The organism is Flavobacterium riviphilum (genome assembly GCF_055231795.1).
The window spans coordinates 1-16825 of the sequence record NZ_JBUYSY010000017.1 but is presented as its reverse complement, the minus strand read 5'-3'; the positions used below and the strand labels follow the sequence as shown (position 1 = coordinate 16825).

At 33.1% G+C, this 16825-nt stretch carries 15 protein-coding genes; 10 read left to right on the top strand and 5 right to left on the bottom strand.

Annotated features, from left to right (window positions below; all coding sequences use genetic code 11):
- Nucleotides 1–14: 14 nt before the first annotated feature.
- Nucleotides 15–800 carry a TrmH family RNA methyltransferase gene (locus tag ACZIX2_RS12440; RefSeq protein WP_463340418.1) on the bottom strand — a complete coding sequence of 262 codons (786 nt, stop codon included), beginning with the start codon at nt 798–800 and terminating at the stop codon, nt 15–17.
- Nucleotides 801–972: 172 nt separating this feature from the next.
- Between ACZIX2_RS12440 and ACZIX2_RS12435 the strand changes: the two genes are divergently transcribed.
- From ACZIX2_RS12435 to ACZIX2_RS12420, 4 genes are read left to right on the top strand one after another with little or no spacing between them, the layout of a single operon-like run.
- A complete protein-coding gene (locus ACZIX2_RS12435) occupies nt 973–1584 on the top strand; it encodes a trimeric intracellular cation channel family protein (protein ID WP_463340417.1) in 612 nt (203 codons plus the stop codon).
- Between the two features lie 11 nt (nt 1585–1595).
- The gene (locus ACZIX2_RS12430) at nt 1596–2546 is read left to right on the top strand and encodes a FemAB family protein (protein WP_463340416.1); all 951 of its coding nucleotides are present in this window, start codon (nt 1596–1598) and stop codon (nt 2544–2546) included.
- A complete protein-coding gene (locus tag ACZIX2_RS12425) occupies nt 2543–3652 on the top strand; it encodes a DegT/DnrJ/EryC1/StrS family aminotransferase (protein ID WP_463340415.1) in 1110 nt (369 codons plus the stop codon). Before ACZIX2_RS12430 ends, ACZIX2_RS12425 begins: the two co-directional genes overlap by 4 nt.
- 1 nt (nt 3653) lies before the next feature.
- Nucleotides 3654–4928: an O-antigen translocase gene (locus tag ACZIX2_RS12420; RefSeq protein WP_463340414.1), complete on the top strand. Its 1275-nt coding sequence runs from the start codon at nt 3654–3656 to the stop codon at nt 4926–4928.
- A 38-nt stretch (nt 4929–4966) separates the two neighbouring features.
- Here the strand turns inward: ACZIX2_RS12420 and ACZIX2_RS12415 are convergent, their stop codons facing one another.
- Complete coding sequence (locus tag ACZIX2_RS12415) at nt 4967–6106, bottom strand: glycosyltransferase (protein WP_463340413.1); 1140 nt, start codon at nt 6104–6106, stop codon at nt 4967–4969.
- A 46-nt stretch (nt 6107–6152) separates the two neighbouring features.
- On the opposite strand from ACZIX2_RS12415, the gene ACZIX2_RS12410 reads away from it, so the two are divergent.
- Nucleotides 6153–6971, top strand: coding sequence for a glycosyltransferase family A protein (locus ACZIX2_RS12410; RefSeq protein WP_463340412.1), 819 nt, complete (start codon nt 6153–6155; stop codon nt 6969–6971).
- A 5-nt stretch (nt 6972–6976) separates the two neighbouring features.
- Nucleotides 6977–7390, top strand: coding sequence for a sugar 3,4-ketoisomerase (locus tag ACZIX2_RS12405; RefSeq protein WP_463340411.1), 414 nt, complete (start codon nt 6977–6979; stop codon nt 7388–7390).
- Here the strand turns inward: ACZIX2_RS12405 and ACZIX2_RS12400 are convergent.
- The 3 genes from ACZIX2_RS12400 to ACZIX2_RS12390 form a co-directional block, all read right to left on the bottom strand.
- Nucleotides 7367–8293, bottom strand: coding sequence for a glycosyltransferase family 2 protein (locus tag ACZIX2_RS12400; RefSeq protein ID WP_463340410.1), 927 nt, complete (start codon nt 8291–8293; stop codon nt 7367–7369). The two genes, ACZIX2_RS12405 and ACZIX2_RS12400, sit on opposite strands and share 24 nt — an antisense overlap.
- Nucleotides 8294–8360: 67 nt before the next feature.
- On the bottom strand, nt 8361–9305 hold the full coding sequence (locus tag ACZIX2_RS12395) for a glycosyltransferase family 2 protein (RefSeq protein WP_463340409.1): 945 nt from the start codon (nt 9303–9305) through the stop codon (nt 8361–8363).
- On the bottom strand, nt 9305–9988 hold the full coding sequence (locus ACZIX2_RS12390) for a cell division ATP-binding protein FtsE (protein ID WP_463340408.1): 684 nt from the start codon (nt 9986–9988) through the stop codon (nt 9305–9307). Before ACZIX2_RS12390 ends, ACZIX2_RS12395 begins: the two co-directional genes overlap by 1 nt.
- Before the next feature lie 248 nt (nt 9989–10236).
- Here ACZIX2_RS12390 and ACZIX2_RS12385 point away from each other — a divergent pair, with 248 nt between their 5' ends.
- The 4 genes from ACZIX2_RS12385 (at nt 10237) to ACZIX2_RS12370 (ending at nt 16712) form a co-directional block, all read left to right on the top strand.
- Nucleotides 10237–13251, top strand: coding sequence for a tetratricopeptide repeat protein (locus tag ACZIX2_RS12385; RefSeq protein WP_463340407.1), 3015 nt, complete (start codon nt 10237–10239; stop codon nt 13249–13251).
- Nucleotides 13252–13315: 64 nt separating this feature from the next.
- Complete coding sequence (locus ACZIX2_RS12380) at nt 13316–14179, top strand: PhzF family phenazine biosynthesis protein (protein WP_463340406.1); 864 nt, start codon at nt 13316–13318, stop codon at nt 14177–14179.
- Between the two features lie 120 nt (nt 14180–14299).
- On the top strand, nt 14300–16054 hold the full coding sequence (locus ACZIX2_RS12375; protein WP_463340405.1) for a TonB-dependent receptor: 1755 nt from the start codon (nt 14300–14302) through the stop codon (nt 16052–16054).
- 208 nt (nt 16055–16262) lie between these two features.
- On the top strand, nt 16263–16712 hold the full coding sequence (locus ACZIX2_RS12370; RefSeq protein WP_463340404.1) for a hypothetical protein: 450 nt from the start codon (nt 16263–16265) through the stop codon (nt 16710–16712).
- Nucleotides 16713–16825 lie beyond the last annotated feature (113 nt).

Below are 16825 nucleotides of genomic sequence, written 5' to 3'. Positions count from 1 at the left end.
TTTCATATGAATTGCTAAAATCCTCTTTGCCTTTTGGCTTCGAAGATTAAAATGGCTGCTGCTACTGAAACATTCATCGAATCTATTTCGCCTTGCATGGGGATGATTATGTTTTGTGTGGCCGCATCGCGCCATTCCTGAGTGAGACCCGTTGCTTCAGTGCCTACCACCAAGGCGGTTGGTGTAGTGTAATCTTGCAAGTGGTAACTGTTAGAATTTTGCAAAGTAGCACAATAGAAGTTTATATTTTTGGCTTTCAAAAAGGCTATAATTTCTGAAGTAGTTCCTGTGGCAATTTGATTGGTAAACAAACACCCCACACTAGATCGAACAATATTCGGATTATATAAATCACTTTTGGGATTGGCAATGATAACAGCATCCAAATTTGCGGCATCTGCAGTCCTAAGTAAAGCACCAATGTTTCCTGGTTTTTCAGGGGCTTCAGCAACTAAAATTAGCGGATTTTCAGAAAGGACTAAATCAGTTAAAGCAGTCGATTTGCTTTTAGCTACAGCCAAAACGCCTTCGGTCGAATCACGATAGGCAAGTTTTTCATAGACTGCTGCTGTAATTTCAATAAGTTCTGCTTTTGGAGCTAATTTTTGAGTCTGATTCTCAGAACAAATTTCAGGTACAAACAACAAAGTTTGAATTTCATAGCCTCCTTTAACTGCAATGCTGATTTCTCTTTGCCCTTCTATCAAAAATGTACCCGTTTGTTTTCGAGCTTTAGCTTTTTCTTGTAGTAAAACCAAAGATTTAATAAACGGATTTTGTATGGAAGTAATTTGTTTCAACGTTTAAATTTTTAATGACAAATATACGTATTGCATCGCTTTTTTGATTAGAATTCTATGGCTAGAAAACAGAATTGTAAATTCGGCTTTACATTCTCGTGATTTTACAACTATATTTCTTTATTTTTGGTACGAATTCAAATGCAATTTTCAACGCGCAAAAGTTATTCTTATGACCTTATTTGAAGCATTAGATTTAATTGGAACCCTTGCGTTTGCTATTTCTGGCGCGTTAACTGCTGTTCATAAAAAAATGGATTTGTTTGGAGTTTTGATCATTGCCTTTGTCACAGCTGTTGGTGGAGGTACACTTAGAGACATTATGATTGGTAGAACTCCTGTTGGGTGGATGCAAGATTTAGATTATTTGTATACCATAACCATCGGATTTATTTTAGTAGTGATTTTCAAAGGTAGACTCTTGAGATTGAAGATTTCGATGTTGCTTTCAGATACTATTGGTCTTGGTGTTTTTACTTTAATCGGAATTCAAAAAGGGCTTGATTTTGGGGTGCATCCTTATATTTGTATCGCATTAGGAACCATGACGGCTTGTTTTGGCGGCGTGATTCGCGATGTGTTGTGTGCTGAAATTCCAGTAATTTTTAGAGAAGAAGTTTATGCTACCATTTGCTTACTTGGCGGCGCAGTGTTTTTTTTACTCAGACATTGGAATTTTGCCGACGAAGCGATTTATGTGATAACTACATTGGTAATCATAATCGTTCGATTGTTGGTGGTGAAATTTAAATGGTCTTTGCCAACGTTAAACTTAGATCAATAATTTTTTTATACGTGAACAGTTATACAATAAGGAAGTATCAATCGACAGATTTTGTTCTTTGGAATGCTTTTATAAACAATGCTACAAATGCTACTTTTTTGTTTCATAGAGACTTTATGGAGTATCATAAAGACCGTTTTGAAGATTATTCGTTACTGATTTTTGAACAGTCAAAATTGATAGCGGTTTTACCAGCAAACAAAGTTGGGAATAGTATTTATTCTCATCAAGGGTTGACGTATGGAGGATTGGTATATATGCCCAAATTAAAAATTGAAAAGGTAGAAAAAATTCTAGATTTGGTGTTGTGTTTTTTTAAGAGCAACCAAATCGATAATTTTTTTTTACATCCAATCCCTTCTTTTTATGCAGGTAATGGAAACTCGGCAGTTGATTTTTTTTTGATAAAGAAAGGAGCGCATCTTTACCGAAAAGAAATGAATTTGGTAGCACATCTAAATCAAAAGATTTCAATTTCTAAAAGTAAGTTAAAACATTTTAGGAGAATTGAAATGTTGGATTTAGAAATAGTACAAGAAACTAATTTTCAGCCTTTTTGGGATCAAGTTTTAATACCAAGATTGTTACATAAACATCAAACTAAGCCAGTTCATAGTTTGTCTGAAATTCAGCAACTTCACAATAAATTTCCAGAAAAAATCAAGCAATTTTCGGTATATTTTAAGGATGAAATTATTGCAGGAGTCACCATTTTTGAATTTGAAAAGGGAGTTAAATCTCAGTATGGTGCCACTACAAAAAAAGGGGAAAAATACCGTGCTTTGGATTTTTTATTTATTTCCCTATTGGATAATTTTCAAAAAAAAGGCAAACATTTTTTTGATATGGGTATTGTAAATGAAGATAACGAAAAAGGTTTTAATGCAGGATTATTAAATCAAAAAGAAGAATTGGGATGTACAGTATGGAATCAAGATTTTTATAAAATTACACTAACATGATACGATTTTTCGATTTAAAAAAAATAAATACAACCTATGAAGCAGCATTTCAAGACAAATTAAAATCGGTTTTAGAAAACGGTTGGTATATTTTGGGTAAAGAAGTCGAATTATTTGAAAGTAATTTTGCCAACTATTGTAAGGCGAGACATTGTGTAGGTGTGGGCAATGGATTGGAAGCTTTGACTTTGATTTTTAAAGCCTACATTCAATTAGGGAAATTGCAAAAAGGGGACGAGGTAATTGTGCCAGCTAATACATATATTGCTAGTATATTGGCTATTAAAGCGGCTGATTTGGTTCCTGTTTTGGTAGAACCCAAATTAGAGACATACAACATCAATCCTGATGAAATACAACAGAAAGTAACTTCCAAAACCAAGGCAATCTTGGTAGTTCATCTCTATGGTCAATTAGCAGAAATGGAACGTATCCTTCCCATTGCAGAACACCACAATTTATTGGTTGTCGAAGATGCAGCTCAGGCTCACGGGATTGAAAGAAACGCTAATTTTGAAATTCCAAATTCCAAAACCGAACTATGGGCTCATGCCTACAGTTTTTATCCGAGTAAAAATTTAGGCGCTTTAGGCGATGGAGGTGCTGTAGTTACTAATGATTCACAATTAGCAAAAATGATACAGTCCTTACGAAATTATGGTTCCGTAACTAAATATCAAAATGATTTTATCGGTGTTAATTCGAGATTAGATGAAATTCAAGCAGCTTTCTTAAACCTAAAGTTATTCAATTTAGATATTGATAATGAAAAGAGAAGAAGCATTGCTAAGCGCTATTTGACCGAAATCAAAAACGAAAAAATTAGCTTGCCTTTTTGGGATTTTTCAAAAAATCATGTGTTTCATTTGTTTGTGATTCGAACGTCTAAAAGAGTTGAATTACAAGCTTACTTGAAACAACTTGGTATTGAAACTGCTATTCATTATCCCATTCCACCACATAAACAAAAAGCTTTGGAAGATTTGAACTCCCTAGTATTACCAATTACGGAGAAGATTCATGATGAGATATTGAGTATTCCTTTATATCCAACTTTGGAAAATGAAGATGTTGATCGTATTATTACTGCATTAAATAATTATTAACTTGAGATTTGTTAGAAAAATAATACAAACCAATTTATTTAAAATCACTTCTTTAAATAGCTTAAGTGTTTTCATTAAAATAATAATTGGTTTAGTGACTTCAAAATTGTTAGCCATTTTTGTGGGTCCAAGTGGCATGGCTTTGGTTGGAAATTTAAGAAATTTTTCAACTTCACTTGAAAACATATCCTCTTTTGGTTTTCAAAATGGTATTGTAAAATGTGTAGCTGAAAGTAAAGGTGACAGTCAGCAGCTTCAAAAACTATATTCAACGGCATTTATCTTTTTATTCATTGGATCAGTTATTTTGAGCACTTTTTTGTTTTTATATGCAACATTTTGGAGTCAAAAAATTTTCGGGAATCAAATAGAATATGATTTTGTTATCAAGATAATGGCCTTGGCTTTGCCTTGGATAGCGGTTTCTGTTTTTTTTCATTCCATACTAAATGGCTTAGAAAAATTCAAGTCAGTAATCTGGATTAATATTCTTGGAAATACAGTAGGGTTAATTACCTCTTGTGTTTTGATTTTAAAACTTAAGACTTTAGGAGCTTTATTAGCTTTAGTTATTACACCAGCCTTGTTGTTTTTTGTTACCTATTATTTTATTGCGAAAGAGCTTCATTTTTTAAAACAAATTCGACGCCAAAATTTTGATTTTACTATCCTAAAGAATTTGTTTTCTTTTTCGATAATGTCTTTATTTTCTTCTTTTTTAGGACCTTTAGTATTTTTAGCCATTCGAAAAAATGTAATTGTCACACTAGGAATTGAACAGGCTGGATATTGGGAAACAATGAATAGAATATCAACCTATTATTTGATGTTTATTTCTACACTAGTGATGGTTTATTTCTATCCTAAATTGGCTGCAGCAACTGATAAATTTGAAACAAAAAAAGTTTTTTGGAGTTTTTACAAAAATATTTTACCGCTTTTTAGTCTTGGGCTTTTGGTGCTATATTACTCTAGAACAATACTCGTAAATATGCTTTTGACTAAAGAATTTCTTCCGGTGACAAACTTATTTTTTTGGCAATTAGTTGGAGATGTTCTCAAAGTTGCCTCGCTGATATTAGGATTTCAATTTTTTGCTAAAAAAATGACACTAGCTTATATTGTATCCGAATGTGCGTCATTGGGAGTTTTGTATGTTGCAAGTATTTATCTAATTAATTTTTTTGGAATACAAGGAGTAGTGATGGCTCAAGCTTTCGAGAATGGAATGTATTTATTGATGTTGATAATCTATTTTAGAAAAAGTTTGTTTTGATGTTTTGTAAGATATAAATTTAAAAATTTACTTATTGGTTACTTTTGCCACTCCTGCAGAAATTTTTCTGAGATTTTTATATAATGATGTTCTTTTTCAATAAATAATCTTGCACGTTTTCCAATGGCAATAATTTCTCGTGGATTTTCGATCAAATTAGTCAATTCGGTAACTAAATAATTTACATCTGGTATTGCATTGATAGCCACTTTTTCAGTTAAATTATACTGTTTTGAGAACTCAATTTCAGCTCCAGTGAAAACCACTTTGCCTTTGGCCATTGCTTCTAAGGCATTATAGCCTTGGTCATATCCATATACTTGGTCCAGTAAAATGTGAGCTTTGTCATAGGCTTGAATATATTGTTGGTACGGTATACTTCTTGTAATTATGGTTTCAACATGATTTGGATATTTTTCTTTAATAAAACTTAATGCCTTTTCAAAATAAATACTCCCTTTTTTAATGGCACTGCTTTCGTTTATACCTAGAAAAATTATGATCTTATTATCAATTTGTAACGGTTTATATTCAATTTTATCAGTATTTATTGGATTTGGAATAAAACTGTTTTGGTACGCCATAGCGTCCATTGGTATTTTATAATCCAAGTCGGAAGTAATTATTGAAGATGCTTTTGAAATGATAAAATTGAATGTTTTTCTGTAATTAGGCTGAACATATTTCAGCGAATAATTAAAATACTTTTTTAAGTTTTGGTTTGCTAATAAAGGACTTAAGATTGAGTATTTCATTTTATTTTTCAGAAGATATTCTATAATAGGCGTATCTTCTCCACACACTAAAAGGCTTACTTTTTTGTTCTGACGAAAAAGTTTTCTTAATAAAAATCGCGAAGCCAAAGGATATGTTTCTATTGCATCAGAATTAATTAATTGTACTAAATCATAGTTTTTTAATTTTGGAAGTAGGAAGTAAAATCGAATTCCTCTTTCTAGTAATCTTAAATCACTTTTAAATAGTTTAAAAAAAACTTTATTAATCAATGTTAATAAAGAAGAGGACGTGAATGCCCTTGGTGCAGTTGAATAATCAACAGGTAAATTTTTAAAATCATCTCCGCTTCCAATTATGGTAACTTCATGATTTAGCGATAATAACCCTTCTTTTAAAGAATTGTGTAACCTACTGAATTCGCCTACTAAAAGTATTTTCATTTTTTTTTTGACAGAAAAATTTATATTTACGTAAATATATCAGAAAATGACAAATATCTTTTCAGAAAATGATTTAGAAATATTAATTGCAACAACAAATCAAGAAAGTCTTGACTTTTTAGCAACTATGTTTCCATTCTCATCTTTTTCTAACTATAATATTTTGATAATCAACCAGAACAAGAATGCTTCTTTGGTGTCTAGTTTTGAATCGGTTAGGGTGATAAATGTTGATGAGAAGGGTTTGTCGAAAAGTAGAAATCTTGCCATTAAAAAAGCATCTAAAAAGATTTGTATTATTGCTGACGATGACGTTATTTTTTTTCCAAATTTCGATCAGGATATTATCTCAGCTTTCAATCATCATCCTAATGCCTCAATTATTAGTTTTAACCATCAACGAATTGGAAAAAAAGAGCCTTATCATAATTCAAAAAAAGCATTTCAACATTCTCAAAAAACGATAGAAAACGTTTGTTCAATAGAATTAGCTTTTCAATTAAATATAATAAAGGAAAACAAGCTTTGTTTTGATGAGAAATTTGGTTTGGGTTCTTATTTTGAAACGGCAGAAGAATACTTGTTTTTGCAAGATGCATTGAGAATGAAGTTAAACGTAATTTTTTGTCCGATTGTGGTAGTTTCTCATCCCTTATTGTCTTCGGGTGAGCTGCAAGGGGATGATAAAATTGTATTTGCAAGAGCTGCTTTGTTTTATAAAACAAAAACTAAATTCGCTTACATTTGGTTATTAAAATATGTGTTTTTTCTTGCTAGAAAGAGTTATATCAAATGGAGCGAATTCTCGAATAAATACAAAACGGGTTTATTGGGAATTCAAAAATATAAAGAATTAGTAAAATAAATAGAATGACAACTATTGATGATGTTCAGTTGATTGAAATACCAAAAGCGCACGACGTTAGAGGCAATCTATCGGTTATTGAAGGAAATACAATCCCTTTTGAGATAAAAAGGGTCTATTATTTATATGATATTCCTACGGCAAGTGTTCGAGGAGGACATGCGCATAAAAATCTGCGTCAACTTTTGGTTCCTTTGAGCGGAAGTTTTGATGTTGTATTGAAAGATGGTGTTGCTGAGAAGATTATTAGCTTAAATAAACCAAATTTTGGGCTTTTGATTCCTGCAGGTATTTGGCGAGAATTACAAAATTTTTCTTCAGGTTCTGTATGCTTAGTTTTGGCTTCGGCAACATTTGATGAAGAAGATTACATTAGAAGTTTTAAGGAGTTCAAATTATTTAAAAACAGAATGTCCTAATCCCACATTGGCTAAAAGTGTCTTTAATGTTATAAGAGGTCTAAGTACGTAAACGGGAAGTTTTAATAATATTCTTTTTTTCAGAGGCATATTTTGTAAATCTATGGCCTTATACAGTTTTAAAAAAAAATCTTGCTCTCCAATTAATTTTGATTTTATAGCTAATGAAAACCGATTTAAATCGAGAAATTTTTTCAAACTAGGGTTGTTTTTTTCCCATATTGCATATTTAGAAAAATTAAAAGAATATACAGAAGTTTTGTGGTTTTTACTAAGACTATTTGGGTCATACCCATATCTAGCTAGTTTTTCCCAAACAAACAAAATAGAATAATTGAGGCCAATTCTTATCCACATATCGGTGTCTTCTCCGCTCTTTAAATTGATATCAAAACAACCAATTTTTTCAAAAACACTTTTGTGAAAAACAGCACAAGAAGTACAAATTACAGTTTCTTTTTTACTTGCTTCAAAATAAGAAACGATTTCATAATTTCCCGTTTTTTCGATAGAATAACGAGATGAAATCATTGTTTTTGATGTTTCTATTTCGATGGCTGCAGAAAAGACTTTTTGATTAGGAAATTTACTAATATATCGATACATTTCTTGTAGAAAATCGGGATACCAATAATCATCAGCATCTATAAATGTGATATAATTAGTTTTTGCTTTTTCTATTCCATAATTCCTTGCAGAAGAAACACCGCCATTTTCTTTGAAAAAATAACGAATTCTAGGGTCTTCAAATGCAAGTACTTTTTCTTCACTTTTGTCCGTTGAACCATCATTTACAATAATAACTTCATAATTAGTAAAGCACTGTTGGAGAATACTATTGATGGTGCTCTCAATGAAATTTTCTTTGTTATAAAGTGCAATAATTACGGAAAATAGAGGCATTTGCTATCAATTTAATTATGAGAAAATTCCTTTTGCTTTGCGTTTTGTTTAAGTGTTTTTTTTATTACTAAAATACCATCTGTTGGTTATTAATAGATTTTTGACTATAATTTTTAATTGTATGTTGCAGCTTTAGTTGTTGACATAAGAAACCTAATTTATACAAATCAAAAATGAATAGGGATGGTTTTGAACTTGATAGATTTTTAATTAAAAGTACTTTGGAAATTTTGAAAAAATAGGCAAGCAATCCTATCATTTTTAATTTTATTAATAGCGATACAACCTTGGAAATCTTAGTATAACTGTGCGGGAGTAGTTGGTTGTCTGTTAGGTATATAAGCGCGGTTATTGATTCGTTTTCTTTGCGAATGGCATTTTCAAAATCATCAAGACCAAAATGATATGCAGGATTATTAATATGTACTATTTTTATTTTTTTCTGCATTAAATTATATGAAAACAACGTGTCTTCGTGCCTTAAATTGGGAATAGTTTCGTTGAATGAAACTTTTTCAAAAACATTTTTATGAATTAAAAAATTTAAGGTTAAAAAAGATAAATATGGATTTCTTTTTCGTTGTTCTACCGAAAGTGCTTCTCTTGATTTACCATATACCCATCGTAAAAGTTTATTTTTAGAAGGTTTTTCTTTTTGATAGTCTATACCTCCATAAACTATTTTTTCACAGTTATCAATTTGTTCAATATATCTCTTTATGAAATTGTTGTTAACTGGAATAGTATCAGCATCAAGAAAAAGTAAATTGTTGAATTTTGCTTTTTTTACAAGTAAATTTCTAATTGCACTGCGGCCAATATTTTTTTCTAATACTTCAAAACGACAATTTTCTAAAGTATTAATTTGTTTATTTTCAATAAAAAGTAGTTTTGAATTGTCATCTAAGACAATAATTTCAAAATCAATAGAACACGCTGAACATTGTTCATGTAGTGCTACAACCAAAGGCACTACATGATAATTATAAACCGGAATAAGGATGGAAAGCATTATACCGAACGCTGAACAACTTCAAAGATTTTACTGTCCTCGCATTTTAAAGTTTTAGAAGGATACTTCAACAACAAAGCATAATCGTGAGTGGCCATGATGATAGTTTTTCCAAGTTTATTGATGGTTTTTAAAACTTCCAAAACTTCGGCACTAGTTTGAGGATCAAGGTTTCCTGTTGGTTCATCGGCCAAGATAAATTCAGGGTCATTTAAGATGGCTCTTGCAATAGCAATTCTTTGTTGCTCTCCACCGGATAGTTGGTGCGGCATTTTGTTGCCGTAATTTTGCATTCCTACTTTGGTTAAAACCTCGTTGATTTTTTCTTCAATTTTTTCGTTTTCTTTCCAACCTGTAGCTTTCAATACAAAAGAAAGATTTTCAAAAACATTTCTGTCTGGTAAAAGCATAAAATCCTGAAAAACAACACCAATTTTGCGTCTCAAATAAGGAATGTCATCTTCTTTAAGCGTTTCTAGATTAAAATCAAGTAACTGGCCAGTTCCTTCTGTCAAGGGTAAGTCGGCATACAAGGTTTTGAGCAAACTACTCTTTCCAGATCCAGTTTTTCCAATCAAATAGATAAATTCTCCGTGGTTTATTTCTAAATTAATATCGGATAGAATGGTTTTTTCGCCTTGATATATAGTAACGTTGTGTAAGGATAAAACGGTTTGTGACATAATTGAGTTGTTTTTAATGTGTAAAAATAAGAAGTTAAGCATTGGATTCAAAATAAAATCAAGCCATTCCTTCAAAAAAGAAAAATAAGGATTTTAAGGAGATGAAATTAAGTGAAATAACCTGTTTTGTTGATTCTTTTTTTTGAAATTAAAGCCATTGTTAATCGTGTTTGTTAGCAATAAATCTCAAGAAATACGCGTTATTCATTCATTTAATGATATATTTGAAAAATCAAAAAAACACGAAAATGAGATTTACTTCAAGGTCCCCAATCTTTTTTTTATTTTGCACCGCTTCGGTTCTCTTTGCTCAAAAATCAACCATTTATACTCATGATCTAAAAGAGTTCAACAAGGCCGTTTGGTTGTATCAAAATCAACAATTTGATGCCGCAAAATTGGTTTTTGAAACTGCTTCAAAAAGAACTACTAATGATGAAGTTCAATCGGATTGTGCCTATTATATTGCCAATTGTGCTATTCGAACTCAACAAACCAATGCAGAGGTTTTGATAGAACAATTTGTTGATCAATATCCAACAAGTATCAAGCGCAATCAAGCGTATAGAGATGTGGCTGCTTTTTATTTTGAAAAGAATAATTTCCCAAAAGCATTGTTTTGGTTGGATAAAGTAGAAGAAAGTCAGTTAACTGCCAAAGAAGGGGATCAGTTTCGATTTCAAAAGGGCTATTGTTATTTTCAGGCCAAAAAGAAAAAAGAAGCAACAAAGTATTTGAATACCGTTGTAAACTCGCCAGAATACGGTGCTCAGGCCAAATATTATTTGGGTTTTATGGCCTATGAAGGCGATGATTACAAAGCGGCAACCAAATATTTTGATGAAGTATCAGGGGAAGAAAAATACAAAGAGAAGTTATCGTATTTTCAGGCGGACATGAATTTTAAGTTGGGTAATTTTCAGAAAGCGATTGATTTAGGGATAAAAGCGATCCCACAATCGAATGAAATGGAGCTGTCTGAATTGAATAAAATTATAGGTGAAAGTTATTTTAACCTCAAGAATTACGAAAAAGCCATTCCGTATTTGTCTCAATACAAAGGAAAAAAAGGCAAGTGGAATAATACTGATTTTTATCAATTGGGCTATGCGTATTATCAGCAAAAACAATATGAAAACGCCATTGCTCAGTTTAACAAAATCATTGATGGTAAAGATTTTGTGGCTCAAAATGCCTATTATCATTTGGGAGAATCGTATTTGGATTTGGGACAAAAAACTCAGGCTTTACATGCGTTTAAAAATGCCTCTGAAATGTGTTTTAATGCTAGTTTGCAAGAAGATGCTACACTTAATTATGCCAAATTGAGCTACGAAATTGGAAATTCATACCAAAGTGTGCCTGGGATTTTGATGGCTTTTTTAGAAAAATATCCACGAAACGCGAATGTGGGTGAAATAGAAAAATTGTTGATAGATTCCTATATTTCATCTAAAAACTACAAAGAAGCCCTCGTTTTATTGGAAAGAAATAAAACGGCAGAAAATAGGGGAGTGTACCAAAAAGTGTTGTTTTATAGTGGAATCGAAGCGGTTACGGCTGGTGATTATACCACAGCCAACAAGCTTTTTAATAGAGCCATAAACGAATCCAAAGACCCTGCAATAACTGCTCGTGCTACGTTTTGGAAAGCCGAATCGGATTTTGTGTTAGAGGATTTTGCTTCAGCTTTGGCGGGTTTCAAGCAATTTTCCAATTTGCCTAGCGCCACGACTACACCCGAATTCAAAAACAGCAACTACAATTTAGGCTATGCGTGCTTTAAATTGAAAGAATATGAGTCAGCGGCAACTTATTTTCAAAATCAGATTGACGCGAACAAAGAAGATAAGAAACGTTTGGCAGATGCTTATTTGCGCTTAGGCGATAGTAGATTTGTGGGTACAAAATATTGGCCAGCCATTGATAATTATGTCAAAGCGATAGAATTGAAAAGCGTAGATGCGGATTATGCCTATTTTCAAAAAGCACTTTGTTATGGATTTTTGGGCAAAAATGATAAGAAAATTGCAGATTTGACATCGTTTTTAGACCGTTTTGCAACTTCGGTGTATCGTGATGATGCTTTGTTTGAACTTGGAAACACCTATGTTGCCGATAAGAAAGAGGAATTGGCAATCAAAACTTACAATCAGTTAATTTCCGAATTTCCCGAAGGAACGTTTACTTCAAAAGCTTTGTTGCGTCAGGGATTAGTGTATTATAATGACGATAAAGATGATTTGGCATTGGCCAAATTCAAAAAGATTGCTGCCGATTTTCCTAAAACTCCAGAGGCCTTAGAGGCAGTAGCATCGGCGCGTTTGATTTATGTAGATAGCGGAAAAGTCAATGAATATGCAACTTGGGTACGTACTTTATCGTTTGTTTCAGTTACCGATGTCGAATTGGATAATGATAGTTATGAAGCGGCACAAAAACAATGGGAACAAGGCAATACGAAACAAGCTATTGCGGGTTGGAATGCGTATCTAAACGCTTTTGCTAACGGTATTCATGCATTACAAGCCAATTTTCAGTTAGCGCAAGCGTATTACAATGAAGGTGCTACTGGGAAATCAATTCCGCATTATGATTATGTGGTGCAACAATCGCGTTCTGAATTTACAGAACAATCGTTGGTTCGTTTGGCTCAAATTCACTTGAAAGACCAAAGAGCGGAGTATGCTATTCCTGTTTTATTGCGTTTAGAAACCGAATCGGATGTGGCTCAAAACAAAATTTTTGCCATGGCCAATTTGATGAAATTGTATTACGAAACTAAAGACTACAGTAAAGCCGTGGTCTATGCCGAAAAAGTATTGGCCGAACCCAAAACTGAAGAAATGGTCAAAAGCGATGCCCAAATTATCGTAGCAAGAAGTGCAATTCAAGTTGGGGATGAAGCTAAAGCCAAATTGAGTTATGCTAAATTGTTGCCCATAGCCAAAGGTGAATTAGCAGCAGAAGCTCTTTATTACGATGCGTTTTTCAAAAATAAAGAAGGGAAATTTGAAGCCTCGAATGAAGCGGTTCAAAAACTAGCTAAAAATTATTCGAGTTATCGCTATTTGGGAGCCAAAGGTTTGGTGGTGATGGCGAGTAATTTTTATGGATTGAAAGATAGTTTTCAAGCGACTTACATTTTAGAAAGTGTCATCAAAAATTTCATAGAGTACAAAGATGTGGTGACTACAGCGCAAACAGAAATGAATAAAATTAAAACAGAAGAAGCTAAGACTAATGCTTCGATTATTAAGTAGATAAAACTTTGCAGTTGTAAGATTAGCTTACTTTTCATCGTAACAAAAATACCTTTTACAAATTATGACTCTACCATTTTATATAGTTGATGTTTTTACTGACACAAAATATGCCGGAAATCAATTGGCTGTTTTTTTAGAGGCCGAAAATTTGAGTTCAGCTCAAATGCAAACGATAGCCCGTGAAATTAATTTTGCCGAAAGTACTTTTATAACCAAGCAAGAGGCTCAAAAAAATAGTGCAGAAGTTAAAATTTTCACACCTGCTCATGAGATGCAATTTGCTGGGCATCCTATCATTGGAACATCGTGGGTTTTGATGCATAAAGTGTTTGAAAATTCTCCTGAAAACATAAAATTAAACGTACCAATTGGTCCAATTACCGTTGAAAAAACAGAAGACTTGATTTGGTTAAAAGCTGCACAACCCAAGTTTTGGGATATTTTTTCAAAAGAAGAATTTGCTGGATTTAGTAACCTTAATAAAGAAGATTTTGAAAATCAATTCCCCATTCAAGAAGTTACTACCGGTAGTGCTTTTGTTTTGGTGGGATTGAGTAGTAAAAGAGCGCTAGAACAATTGGTTTTGGATAAAGAAAAAACGGACCACTGGCTTAAAAAGAATTGCAAAACAACACACCGAGCCTTGTATTTTTATTATTTAGAAGGGTCGAAATTGTTTAGTCGAATGTTGTGCATCGAAAACAATCAATTGATTGAAGATGCTGCTACAGGTAGTGCTAGTACATGTTTACAGGCTTTTTTGTTGAAATACCATCAACCTGAATTTGAATTGGTAAACTATCAGGGAGATTATATTGGGCGTCCTTCTCAGATTTATTTTAAAGGAAAAGTAACCGACAGCCAATTTGACATTCAGATTGGTGGAAAAGTGCAGTTTGTAGCCAAAGGAGAATGGGAAGTATAATAAAAGAAAATTCAGTAGAGCATCTACCTTTTACAATTAGAAAAAAATGAAAATTCAGAAAAGTAACAGAGGCATGTTTAGTGTTGCTTTTTTGTCGTTACTCTAAAAAAAATAAATTTTATGAACATTAATCACCAAAATAAAATTCATCTTTTGCTTTTGTTATTGACACTTCAGTTTTCGTTTGCCCAAAAAAAGAATGAAACGATAAGTGCAGAAGAAGTAAATGTGGTTAAATCTTTTTCGCCTTCGGTTTCGGACGCTTTCAAAATCAAAGAAACACCACTTTTGGACGATAAAGGAAATGCCAAAAAAGAAGTAGTAAAGTATACTGTTTTACCATTTCCTGTGGCTTCTACTTTTACCCCTAACAAAGGAGTGGCAGCCTCTGTAGAAAAAGCTAAGGCGGTTAAGATTTTCGAAAATTATGCTGCTTTGGGGATTGGAAATTATGGCACGCTCAACGGCGAACTTTTTGTAAACAAAAAACTGAATACTTCGGATTATGCGGGTGGACGCTTTCAACATCATTCCTCTCAAGGCGGAATCAAGGAAGTACAATTGGACGACCATTTTTACGATACTAAATTAGATTTGTTTTACGGGAGTAACTCCTCCGATATTTCTTGGAAAGCAGAAGCGGGTTTCCAGAGCCAAACCTATAATTGGTATGGATTGCCAGAGGAATTTGGAAGTACATTAACTGAGGTACAACGAAACGACTTGATTAAAGGTATTAGTCCTGAGCAAAAATACAATACGCTTACACTTGGAGGAACGCTCGATTTTGAAGACAGCATGTTTAGTCAAACCATGGTTAAATACCATCATTTTGGTGATGCATTTGGTTCTTCTGAAAATCGTTTTTTTATAAAACCTTCTTTTGATATCGAATTGAGAAATGCGCTGATTAAAACCGATGTAGTATTGGATTTTGTAGGAGGGAGTTTTGAAAAAAACTATTTGAAAACCAACCTTGAGCCTGTTAAATACAGCTTTGTTAATTTTGGGTTGGCTCCGCGTTTTGAAATCAAAGAGGACGATTGGACCTTACAAATTGGCGCGAGTTTCTTTTATAGTTTAGACAATCAAGCGAGCAAGAACAAATTGTATTTCTATCCTAATTTCAAAGCGTCCTATAAAGTGGTTGGCGATTTGATGATTTTTTATCTTGGAGCAGATGGGAATTTAAAACAAAACACGTATTTGGATTTCGTTGCTGAAAATCCCTTTCTTTCTCCAACTTTGTGGATACAACCAACAGATGCCAAATACAATCTATTCGCAGGGTTGAAAGGAAAGCTAGCAAATGCAATCAGTTATAATGTAAGCGCATCCTATTTGAACGAAGGCAACAAAGCACTGTTTAAAGCCAATAATTTTACGGAGTCCAATTCTAATGAAGCCTATGCTTTTGGAAACTCTTTAGGTTTGGTTTATAACGATGTGAAAACAATTAGTCTTTATGGTGAATTAAAAGCCGATTTTTCAAAAAATGTCACATTCGGAATCAACGCGACCTTAAACAGCTATAACACCGATATTCAGGCCGAAGCGTGGAATTTACCCAACATGAAAATCAATACCACTCTTGATGTTACAATTACAGACAAATGGTTTGCAGGTGCCAAAGTGTTTTTTGTAGGCGAACGAAAAGAGAATCAATTCAATACCGATTTGTTCACCAGCTCAGCAAACATAACTTTACCTTCCTATTTTGACGCTAATTTACATGTGGGCTATAAATATAACGAACGCATTACTGCTTTTTTAAGAGCTAACAATGTTGCTAACCAAGCCTATCAAAAATGGTTGAATTTTCCGGTTCAAGGATTTCAAATTGTAGCGGGAGCGAGTTATAAATTTGATTTTTAATTGAACCACAAAGAGCACAGAGGAGGCACAAAATACACCAACTAAAGAAAAAAATATTATTTAGGAATTTATAAATTTTTACTTTTGAGTAAATCAGTATATCTTCCATTTTTTGAATTACTTTGCGAGACAATTTTCAAAAGATATTATTAATGAAACCTTGTGTGCTTTGTGCTCACTTAGTGCCCTTTGTGGTTAACCTTTTCCTATGACCTTCAAACAAAAAATACATACCTACTACCTACAGTTAGTTCAAGACAGAATCGATGCGTTTCGCGATATGATCTCGGCATTGACCGAAGACTCAAAAAATGACGCCAAAGGATCCGCAGGCGACAAGCACGAAACCGCACTTTCGATGATGCATCTTGAGCAAGAAAAATTCAATCACAAACTCCAAGAAGTCTTGGCTCAAAAAGCCGTCCTAGACAAAATCGATCCCACCATCGTTCCCGAAACCATAGTAGTGGGGAGTTTGGTCGTAGCCAACGGCATTTACTTGTACCTCAGTTTGGCCTTGCCCAAAATCACAATCGAAGGCACCAACATCATCGCGCTTTCGCCCCAATCGCCTTTGGGTAGTAAATTAATGGGTAACAAAGTAGGATTCGAATTCGAAATCAACACCACGAAATACACCATTCAAGAAATATATTAAAAGCAGTAATTGAAGTAGGAGCGGGAAGCAATAGGCTTTTTTAGTTACATAGTCCCGTGATCCGCTATATCTTTCCTTTTTTAAAGAAAAAAAGCAAAGGATGCCGCTCCTCC